Source organism: Amycolatopsis kentuckyensis (assembly GCF_002155975.1).
GTDB lineage: Bacteria > Actinomycetota > Actinomycetes > Mycobacteriales > Pseudonocardiaceae > Amycolatopsis > Amycolatopsis kentuckyensis.
This window is the reverse complement of record NZ_MUMI01000571.1, coordinates 1-10,057: the sequence shown is the minus strand read 5'-3', so window position 1 is coordinate 10,057 and position 10,057 is coordinate 1. Positions and strand designations below refer to the sequence as shown.

The window sequence follows — 10,057 nt, the reverse complement described above, 5'->3', positions numbered from 1 at the left end:
TGTGGGTGAGCCACCGCGCCTTCACCGGTCGCCTGGTACAGGCCGGTGGTGGCCGCGCTGACGTACCCGACGCGGTACGGCGCGGCCACCGGTGTCGGTGCCTGTGCTTCGGTCGGCGAGAGCGCTCCGCTGATCGCCCAGCCGCCGAGCACCGCGACGACCGCGATGCCCGCCACCGCTCGGTTCGCGCGCATGGTCGGTCCTCCCCAAAAAAGACTTCGGTGACTCAGCCGGCTTCGAACAGCTCGATCTCGGAGATCGCGACGTCCGTGCCGTTGAGCGAGCGGTACAACCCGGTCACGTGCAGCTCGACGCTCGTGGCGCCTTCGCTGTTCTCGATCGCGACTTCCTGGGAGTCCGGCGTGTCGGCCAGCACCATGTCGTAGGTCTTGCCGGTGGAGAACACCAGGTGCAGCTTCTGCGGCCGGTGCGCGGCCGGGAAGTTCGCCGCGTCACCGGAGTACACGATCGCCTTCCGCAGGTCCGCCGGGTGGTCGAAGGTGAACACCAGCACCTGTTCCCGGTCGCCCGGGGCTGCCCAGAACGTGTTCTTGGCGTTGTCGGTGACCAGTGGCGCCGCGTGGCCGTCCGCCTGCGCGGTCGCGGTCACCTTGACCGGGTGGATCGGGTTCAGCTTGGCCTCGAAGATGCCGGTCACCTGGCTCCACACCCCCACCGCCGCGGTGTTGATCGCGCTGCGGAACGGCTGGTACAGCGCGTAGATCAGCGCCGAGAAGATCAGCGCCACCGCGACGGCCCGGCGGATCACCTTGCCGACGGTCCGGCGCGCGGCCCCGGCCCGGCCGGTCCGGCGCCGGACGCCGTCCTTGCCCGGCCGCGCCCCCGCCTTGTGTTCCTTCGGCTTGCGGCCGAACAGCCGCCGCCACCACGACGTCTTGACGACCTCGGACTCCGCCAGCGAGGCGCCGCAGCGGCTGCAGAAGTTGCGGGTGGGCGCGTTGCCCTTGCCGCACCGGCCGCAGATCAGGTCGCCCGGGTTGAGGACCTGCTCCTCCACCGTCTGCTGCACCGGCTGCCGGACCGGCGCGATCGGTTCGGCCGGCTGCACGACCTGCTGTTGCTGTTGCTGCAGCACCGGTTGCGCCTTCACCGCGACCGGGCCGTCGTCGTCCCACTTCAGGTAGCGGCCGCATTCGCCGCAGAACTCGACGTCGGCGGGCCCCTGGTGCCCGCACTCCGCGTAGATGACCATCCGCTAGCCCTCCAGCACTTCCACCGTGACCCGCACGTGGGCGGGCACCGCATCCACGACCGTCGCCGTCAGCCGGCGCACGTCGACCCGGGCCGGGTCCGGGACCCGCACGCGCACCTGCACCCACGGCGGTCCCGGGTCCGGCAACGGCGCGCCCGGCTGCGGGTCGGCGACGACCCCGCCGCTGTCGGTCACCTCGACCGCGCCGCCGGTCAGCAGCCGCACGTGTTCGGTGAGCCCGCGCCGCGTGCCGCGCCACCGGTGCAGCTCGACCGAGCGCGTGACCAGCTGCCGCAGCTGCTCCGGATCCCAGCTCTCGTCGACCCGCAACGCGACCCAGTGGGCCAGCCAGCCGACGAAATCGGCCGGCGCCACGCCCGGGTCGAGGTAGCCCGCGAAGTTGTCCAAGGTGGAGATGACCGGCGCGAGGACCTCGTCCAGCGCGCCGGTGAAGCCCTGCACGAACCGGTCCTCGGCGTACACCGCGGGCAGCTGCTCGCCGATCGGGTGCGGGGTCGGCAGCCCGGGAACCCCCGTCCTCATGCGCCCGCCTCCCGCACCCGGACCTGGTGCCCGAACGAGAAGGCGAGGGCGTTCGGCGGCAGGTCGAGCCGGTCCACCTGCTCACCCCGTTCCCGCGTGATCGGGTTCGCGGCGAACAGCCGCACGTCCTCCACCAGCTCGACGCCGGGAAGCCGTTGCAGCACCGCGAACACCTCGCCCGACTGCACCGGGCGGCCGAAGGGCCAGCCGTCGCCGTCCGGGCCGCCGCTGATCGGGTTGAAGTAGTCGTACAGGGCCTGGCTCGCCCGGGCGCCCAGCGTGCCCGCCGTCGTCCGGCGCCGGGCGCGCAGCCGCGCCACCACCGTGACGCCCTGGTAGAACGGCGGTTCCACGGACACGAGCGCGCCCACGCAGCGGCGTTCGCCGAGGTAGCGCTCGATCCGGGCGCGCATGCCGGCTTCGAGCATCAGGGTCGCGAAGGCGAGCTCGCCGGTGTCGGGCACGGCCGGGACGACGAGGACCCGGATCGCGCCGGTTTCTCGGCCGTCGGCGCCGTGCGCCGGGATGCACCGCACCCGGGCCGCTTCCGGTGCCGCTTCGCGCGCGAGCTGCTCGTAGTCCTCGGCGGTGACCGCGCGGTCGCGGGTGCGCAGCAGCAACGGGCCGCGGACCGCCGCGTCCCGGACCGATTCGCCGTCCACCCCGCCGATCGCGGGACGGCGGTTGACCACGCTGCTGACGAACGGGATCGGGTCCCGCTGCACCTCGAGGACCTCGCGGGCGACGTTGCCGCGCCGCCCGCCGCCGGACCGGTACTCGGGCACGCGGATCGCGGCGGACTTGGCCGGGACGGCGCCGTAGTACCGGAGGCCGCCCTCGGGCTGGCGCACGGCCGGCCCGAACTCGACCTGCCCGCCGACGCGGTCGAGCATGACGTGCCGGTCGTCCGGGCCGGAGTCGGCGAAGGAGCGGACCTCCGTCCACGGCTGCCAGCCGTCCGGGCCGGAGACCTCGACGACCAGTTCGCCCTCCCCGACGACCACCGGGGGGCGGCCGAGCGGGAACCGCTGGCCCGGCGTGCCGTCCGACGTCCCGACGACCTCGTTGCGGATGATCTCGGCGTGCACGGCCGCGACCGTGCCGCCGATGGTCGAGGCTTCGACCGCGTGCAGCCGCGGCGAGCGCTGGTAGAACGGCTGGTTCTGGTTGGCCTGGACCAGCCGGCACCGCAGCCAGCCGGCCCGCTGCCGCGCGAGCACTGACATCGCGTGCCCGTCCGGGACGTGCACCACGATGTCGCCGGCCCGGTTGAACGCGCCGGTGCTGTCCCGGTCGACCTCGCAGGCCGCCCAGCCGGTGCCGTCCCAGGCCTCCCACAGCCACGGCGGGTCGCGCGGGTCGACGCCCTGGCCCTCGACCTCGCAGTTCATCCGCAGCAGCACCGCGCAGCCGGGCACGGCGTCCGACAGTCCGAAGAGGACCGCGTCGCCGGGCGCCGGGGTTTCGGAGAAGGCCGCGGGGCCGCCGCCGACGAGCAGTTCGTCGGTGCGGTCGACCGGCGGCAGGCCGGTGTCGGCCGTGCTGGTCGCCAGGTGCGCGAGCGAGCACGGCACGATGTTCAGGGTGCGCTCCACGGTGAAGACCACCGGGTCCTCGACCTCGTTGCGCACGCTCGCGACCTGCTTGCCGTTCGCGACGACCACCGGGACGTCGCGGGCGGCCGAGAGCCAGAACGTCACGTCGGTCCGCGCCGCGGCGGGCGGGAACAGCCGGACCCCGATCAGGTCGAGGAACCGCAGGTAGTGCAGGTCGGGCACCCGGTTGAGCCGGTAGAGCAGCTGGTCGACCATCTGCGCGAACGTCTCGATCAGCGTGACACCGGGGTCGGAGACGTTGTGGTCGGTCCACTCCGGGCAGTTGCGCTGGACCAGGTACTTGGCTTCGTCGACGAGGTCCTGGAACCGGCGGTCGTCGAGGTTGGGCATCGGCAGGGTCATCACGCACCGTCCTCGCCTGAATCGTGCGGCGGGATGACGTAGAAGGGGAAGACGAGGTTGCGCGGGTCGTTGGTGCCGCGCAGGCGGTAGCGGATGTCGATCAGCAGGGTGCCCCGGTCGGCCTCGTCGAAGCTGACGACGACGTCGTCGAGCGTGATCCGCGGCTCCCAGCGCTCCAGCGAGACCCGGACTTCGTAGGCGATCTGCCCGGCGGTCGCCGCGTCGGCGGGCGCGAACACGAGGTCGTGCACCGCGCAGCCGAACTCGGGGCGCATCGGGCGTTCGCCGGGCGAGGTCGCCAGGATCAGCCGGATGCTCTCGACGACCTCGCGCTCGCCACCGACCAGCGCGATCGAGCCGGTCGCGTCGGTGTGCAACGGGAACGCCAGTCCCCGGCCGAGGAAATCCACTTCAGCCTCCGATCAGGACGGTCGGGCAGCCCATGACGATCGGCGCGCCGCAGGCGGCCATGTCGCCCATCCGGGCCGCGGGCATGCCGCCGATGAGCACCGTCGGGCAGCCCGGCGGCGCGATCGGCGTCGGCGGGTGCACCGCGGGCGGCGGGAACGAGCACGTGTGCAGCGTCCCGACGTTCGCGGCGGGCATCCCGCCGATCAGCACGGTCGGCACCCCCGGCCCGGCGATGACGCCGGGGTGCCCGGTCGGGTCGCCGACCCTCGCGGCTGGTGGCATGCGCACTCCCCCGTCAGTTGATCTTGACCACGCCGCCGCGCACGGTGACGACACCGCTCGCGGTCAGCTCCGTCTGGCCCTGGCCGGCGACCGAAACGCTGGCGCCCTCGACCTTCACGCCCGCCGTCCCGTTCAGCTTCAGCTGGCTGCTCGCCTCGATGCTGGCGTCGGTCTGGGACTTCACGGACACCTTCTGGCCCTTGAGCTCCAGCGGCCCGGTGCCGGCGTCGATGCTCACGCCGTTCTGCGCCTTGACCGTGACGCTCTTGCCGCTGGTCACCTCGATGACCTGGTTCTTCTGGTCGATCTTGACCACGAACTTCGCGTCCCCGGAGGACAGGATGATCCCGTCGTCCTCGGCGAACTCGAGCTTGTGGCCCTTCCGCGAGACGAACCCGCGCAGCGCGACCTCCCCGCTGTTGCCGTCGACGGCGGGCTTGGTGAACTTCGACGGCGCCGTGTCCTTGTTGTTGTAGAGGCCGCCGAGCACGTAGGGCGCTTCGAAGTCCCCGTGTTCGAAGGCCACCAGGACCTCGTCGCCGACCTCGGGCAGCACCAGCGCGCCGCGGTCCTTGCCCGCACCCGGCTGGACCGTGCGCGCCCACGTGCTGGAGAAGTCCTTGTCCAGCCAGGGGAAGGTGACCTTGACGCGGCCGAGCTTCGCCGGGTCCTTGAGGTCGGTCACCTGCGCGGGGACGACCCCCGGCCACGCCGAGGTCTTCGCCCCGCCCGCGACCAGGCCGTAGAGCGAGCGTTCCTGGCGGCCGGACACGGCGAACTCGGTGGTGTAGCCGACCTCGTCGTTGAACAGGTGGCGCGTGCTGGTCAGCGTGTACTTGCCGGAGAAGGGCTGGCCGACGCCGGTCAGCGTGACGGGGGCGCCCGCGCGCAGCTTCGGGTTGCCCTTGGCGACGCCGTCGAGTTCGGTGCAGGCGCTGCCGAACTTCTCGGCCAGCGCCTTCGCCGTCGCGTCCGCCTCGCCCTGGGCGCGCCGGGGCGCGGCGGCGTCGAGGAAGGGCGGGCTCGCGAACTTGCCCGCCAGCGCCACCGGGTCCACCCCCGGGACGTCCGTGCCCGCGTTCTTCGGCGTCGCGCTGGCGGTGATCGGCTGCTTGTTCTCGTAGTCCCAGCCGTTGACCCGCACTTCGGGGACCTGCTCGGCCGCGGTGACGCTGGCGCGCAGGTTGAGCAGCGTCCCGTGGGCTTCGAGGACGAGCGGGTCGGCGGTGGCCTTGGTGGTGGCCGAGGGCGCGCCGGCCGGCTTCTCCGGGAGTTCGAAGTTCAGCTTCCCGTCCCGGACGGCGATCTGTGCGCCGACCGCGTCGGCCAGCCGGGACAGGAACTCCCAGTCGCTGACGTTGTCCTGGGACAGCTGGGTGTTCGGGCGGCCGCCGAAGCCCTTGACGTTGTCGATCTTGCCGACCGGGAGGTTCGCGCGCTGGGCGACCTTGCGCACGACGTCCGCGATGGTCATGTTCGGGTACGCCGCGACCCGGCGGCCGCGGAACAGCCGGTGCGCGTGGTCGTACCCGCGGACCTCGGTGAAGGTGCCGTGCGCGTCGAGGTCGATCGCGACCGCGGTGACCTCGCCCGAGAGCAGGTCTTGCGGGCCTTCCGGGTCCGACGTCTGGACCTTGAGCTTGATCTTCGCCCCGACCTTGAACTTGCCCTTCTCCAGCACGACGGTCCCGGGGTCGCGGAAGCGCAGCACGAAGGTGTCCGGCAGGTTCCGGCTGTCGTCGACGTAGGCGTAGCCGAGCATCACCTTGACGTCGTCGGGCAGCGCGGTGCCCTCGACCTCGACCATGAGGGTGTTCGTGAAGGTCTCGTTAGCCATCGAGCTCCTCCAGCGCGGGCACCAGGAGCCGGGTGCCGGGCCGCAGCCGCATCGGGTCGTCGATGTCGTTGGCGTCGGCGATCTCGCGCCACTTCCCGGCGTCGCCGTAGGCGCGGAACGCGACCGAGGGCAGCGAGTCCCCGGCGACGAGGACGTGCGTGTCCCGGGCCGCGAGCGCGCCGGAGGTCGGGTTCTGCCCGCCCAGCTCGCCGGAGATCTCCTCCAGGTTGACCGTGCAGACCGCGCGCACCGGCGTGCCCGACGGCGTGAAGAGCGTGTACTTCGCGGTGACACTGGAGACGTAGGCGGGGAAGCCGGTCATGCCGCCCCACTTGAAGATCACCCACGGCGGCGAGGGCTTGCGGTGCTGGCGGCTGTCCTCGGTGGCCACGCAGCAGGTGAACAGCTGCTCGACCTTCTTGACGACGGCGTCGTCCATCTTGTCGGTGGCGTCGAGGAACATCTCCAGCGCGAGCTTGGCCGGATCGGACCCCTTGAACTGCGGCGGCGCGCTCTTCTTGGCGTTCGGCTGGGCGTCGCGGCCCCACTTGGCGTTCTTGCTGACCGACAGTTCCTTGGGGTTGAACTGGAACTTGATGTCGAACAGCTTGTCCCCGGGCGGCTGCCCGGTGCCCCCCGACTGCGGCGGCTTCCGGACTTCGAGCAGCGCGCGCTGCAGGTTGCTGGGCGCCGGTTCCCCGGAACCGTAGGCGGCGGGCGGCTGCGAGCCGGCGGAGGTGAAGGTGACGGGTGAGGACATCGGCGTCAGCCCTTCTTCGCCGGGCTGAGGAAGCCGTGGTGGGCCAGTTCGAGGGTCTCGGTGGCGACCTTGGGCGAGTCGGGCGAGAGCTGCGGGCCGCTCCACCGCACCGGAACGACGCCTTCGAGGGCCCAGCTGGCGATCACCTTGCCTTCGAGCGTGCGGGCCTCGATGGTGGCGGTCTTGCGTTCGATCCCGCTCGCCAGGCTGGCGAACCACTTGGTGATCTGCGAGCTGGCCTCGGTGACCGGGCGCGAGAGTTTGATGTTCGAGTACTTGATCCGGGTCGGCAGCTGCCAGACCATGCCGTTGTTGCCGCCTTCTTCCCGCTGTTCCATGACGAATTCGCAGCCGAGGCCATCGCAGCTGGAGAACGCGCCGAGGTTGCCGAGGTTCTTGTCGTCCAGCTTGACGACGTAACAGACGGCAACGGCCTCTTCGGTGTCCGGCATCGGCTCCTCCTTCAGTGCGGGCGATCGGTGAGCGCACCCCGGCGCTCACGGTCGAGACGGAGTTCGGTCTTGAGGCGGCGCAGCAGCGGGTCGAAGAGCTTCTTGACGAGCTCTTCGGTTTCCGGCTGCGGCGGCGGTGCCGCGGCGGGTGCGGGTGTCGGCGCCGGGGCGAGTTCGGGATCGCGCTGGACGACCGTGGTGACGGCGGGGGCCGGCACGGGGTCCGGTGTGGACGGTGGAGGCGGGTCGGGGATTCGCGCGACGGGAAGCTCGGCGGGTCTTCCGTTGCGGAGCACCGCATCGGAGCGCGCGGGGGCCTCGATCGCCCGGGCGAGGGGAAGCGGTGGCGCGGTGCTCTCGGCGGTGCGCGCTCCGGGGTCTTCGGTGCGAGCCACGGTGAGCGGCAGCGCCGGGGCGACATCGGCCGCCCAAGCCGAGGTTTCGGCGGCTCGTGCCACCAGCAGCGGCGGCAGCGCGGCCCCCGCCAGCCCATCGGCGGCCGGTGGCCCCGCCGAGCCGACGGCAGCCCCCGCAGCCGGCCCCGGGCTTTCGACGGCCCGCGCCACCGGCCCCGGGTTTTCGACGGCGCGAGCCACCAGGAGCGGCAGCGCGGCGCCTGCCACGGGCGCCGAGCCTTCGACCGCACGAGCCACCGGGAGCGCCGGCTGCCCGGGTCCCGGCACCGGAGTGGCTTCGGCGGTGCGAGCGATCGCCCGTGCCGCGCCCGTCGACGGCGGGCCCTCGAAGGGCCGCGCCACCGGAAGAGCCGGGGTCTCGGTCCCTCGCGCGCTCGGCAGCGCGGTTCCCGCTGCGGGCGGTTGCGGAGTCTCGATCGCCCTCGCCACCGGCAGTGACGGCATCCCTGCCCCGCTAGACGAGCCTCCGGCCGCGTGAAGCCCCGAGAGTCCTGAGGTTTCGACGGCCCTCAGCACCGGCAGCGGCGGTACCGAAGCGCCCACCGAGCCTTCATCCGCGCGGGCAAGCCCAGCGGAATCGACGGCCCTCGCCACGGGCAACGCAGCCCCGCTCACTGGCGCTGCGAAGTTATCGCCTGCGCAAGCCACCGAGAGTCCCGGCGAATCGATCACCCTCGCCACCGGCAGCACCGCGCCACCCACCGGCGCTGCGGAGTCACCGCCCGCGCGAGCCACCGAGAGCCCCGGCGAATCAATGGCCCTCGCCACCGGCAGCACAGCCCCACCCACCGGCGCTGCGGAGTTATCGCCCGTCGAGAGCTCCGGCGAATCGATCGCCCTTGCCACCGGCAACGCAGCCCCGCTCACTGGCGCTGCGGAGTCATCGCCCGCGCGAGCCACCGAGAGCCCCGGCGAATCAATGGCCCTCGCCACCGGCAGCACCGCCCCACCCACCGGCGCCGCGGAGTCACCACCCGCACGAGCCACCGACAGTTCCGGCGAATCGATCACCCTCGCCACCGGCAACGACGGCACCGCAACCCCGCCCGCCGAGCCTTCGGCCGCGCGGGCTCCGGATTCGGTCGCCCTCGCCACCGGCAGCGGCGGCGTCCCTGCCCCGCCCGCCGGCGCTGCCGGGCCTTCGGCCGCGCGATCCGCGGCAAGTCCTGCGGTTTCGATGGCCCTCGCCACCGGGGCCGGTCCTTCTTCCGCGTGGGCCACCGGCAGCGGAGTGCTCTGGGGCGCTCCCGGCGGCGAGGCCGGTGCGTCCTCGACCGCTCGCGCGATCGGGAACAGCGGCCCCTCACCGGCCGGTGTCGCCGGAAGCGATGCGGCCGTCGGCGGTTTCGTGACCGGAAGTGCCGGGGTCTCTGTCGCTCGCATCACCGGGCCGACCGGAGATTCGGCGGTGCGCAGCACGGGAAGCGCCGGGCCGCCGCCCGCCGGAGACGAGGGTTCCTGCGCGGTCTCGAGGGCCCGCATCACCGGAAGCGGTGCCGCCTCCGTCGCGCGGTCCGCAGTCCCGGCCGCCGGCAACTTCTGCACCACCGGCCCACCAGCGGATGCCGAGGCCTCCGAGGACGCAGCTCTCGGCAGCACCGGCACCTGGCCCGTTGAGGCGGCAGGAAGTGTCGTCCCCTGAAGGGATGATTCCTCCACCCGTGTCACCGGCAACGGCGCGGAAACGCTCGTCGAGCCGCCCGGTGTCCCGGGCGGCTCCGTGGTGTCGATGGGGCGGAAGCTGTTCACCGGCGGCGAACCGGTTGTCCGCGACACCGGTGGCGGTCCCGGTGCGTCCGCGAGGCGGGACACCGGGAGCGGTCCTCCGACCGGCGCGGCGGGTGCGGGCAGCACCGGCGCACCGAGTCCCAGCCGTCGGGGGGTGGCCTGCTCGGTCCGCTGGACGAGGGGCAGCTCCGGGCGCTCCGGCTCGACCGGGTCCGGCTCGGCCGGCTCGGGGTCCGGCGCTGCCAAGGGCACCACCGGGGTGGTCTCGGCCGCCGGGGTGTCCACAGGGGACGGTTCCGCGATCGCCTGCAGGGTCCGGACCGGCGGGGTGTCCACGCTGCCCGCCGACGTCAACGGCGGCACGACTTCGCGCCCCGCCACGACCGGCAGCGCCAGCGGCAACTCGGGCGGTTCCGGAGCGACGACCCGCTGCACCGGCGGCCCACCCACCGGGGCC

10 protein-coding genes and 1 pseudogene are annotated in these 10,057 nt (G+C 72.9%); 1 reads left to right on the top strand and 10 read right to left on the bottom strand.

What is annotated here, in order from left to right; all coding sequences use genetic code 11:
* From CCN39_RS42180 to CCN39_RS49770, 10 genes are all read right to left on the bottom strand, one after another.
* On the bottom strand, window positions 1-194 hold a 194-nt coding region (locus tag CCN39_RS42180; RefSeq protein ID WP_208630625.1), incomplete at its 3' end, for a hypothetical protein.
* A gap of 32 nt (window positions 195-226) precedes the next feature.
* Window positions 227-1,213: a zinc ribbon domain-containing protein gene (locus CCN39_RS42175; protein WP_086852097.1), complete on the bottom strand. Its 987-nt coding sequence runs from the start codon at window positions 1,211-1,213 to the stop codon at window positions 227-229.
* A gap of 3 nt (window positions 1,214-1,216) precedes the next feature.
* Window positions 1,217-1,756 (bottom strand): phage tail protein, encoded by a 540-nt coding sequence (locus CCN39_RS42170; protein WP_086852095.1) that lies wholly within the window; start codon window positions 1,754-1,756, stop codon window positions 1,217-1,219.
* Complete coding sequence (locus CCN39_RS42165; RefSeq protein WP_086852093.1) at window positions 1,753-3,714, bottom strand: putative baseplate assembly protein; 1,962 nt, start codon at window positions 3,712-3,714, stop codon at window positions 1,753-1,755. Before CCN39_RS42165 ends, CCN39_RS42170 begins: the two co-directional genes overlap by 4 nt.
* Window positions 3,714-4,124, bottom strand: coding sequence for a GPW/gp25 family protein (locus tag CCN39_RS42160; RefSeq protein WP_086852091.1), 411 nt, complete (start codon window positions 4,122-4,124; stop codon window positions 3,714-3,716). Before CCN39_RS42160 ends, CCN39_RS42165 begins: the two co-directional genes overlap by 1 nt.
* A 1-nt stretch (window position 4,125) precedes the next feature.
* Complete coding sequence (locus tag CCN39_RS42155; protein ID WP_003098529.1) at window positions 4,126-4,407, bottom strand: PAAR domain-containing protein; 282 nt, start codon at window positions 4,405-4,407, stop codon at window positions 4,126-4,128.
* A 13-nt stretch (window positions 4,408-4,420) separates the two neighbouring features.
* Complete coding sequence (locus tag CCN39_RS42150) at window positions 4,421-6,244, bottom strand: VgrG-related protein (protein WP_086852090.1); 1,824 nt, start codon at window positions 6,242-6,244, stop codon at window positions 4,421-4,423.
* A complete protein-coding gene (locus tag CCN39_RS42145; protein WP_086852088.1) occupies window positions 6,237-7,004 on the bottom strand; it encodes a CIS tube protein in 768 nt (255 codons plus the stop codon). The genes CCN39_RS42150 and CCN39_RS42145 overlap by 8 nt, the downstream gene beginning before the upstream one ends.
* A 5-nt stretch (window positions 7,005-7,009) precedes the next feature.
* Window positions 7,010-7,456 (bottom strand): phage tail protein, encoded by a 447-nt coding sequence (locus tag CCN39_RS42140; protein WP_003098522.1) that lies wholly within the window; start codon window positions 7,454-7,456, stop codon window positions 7,010-7,012.
* A gap of 11 nt (window positions 7,457-7,467) precedes the next feature.
* Entirely contained in the window at window positions 7,468-9,420 is a 1,953-nt protein-coding gene (locus tag CCN39_RS49770) for a hypothetical protein (protein ID WP_143264362.1), read from the bottom strand.
* Between the two features lie 334 nt (window positions 9,421-9,754).
* Here CCN39_RS49770 and CCN39_RS51365 point away from each other — a divergent pair.
* Window positions 9,755-10,057: pseudogene (locus tag CCN39_RS51365) on the top strand (hypothetical protein); the annotation flags it as partial.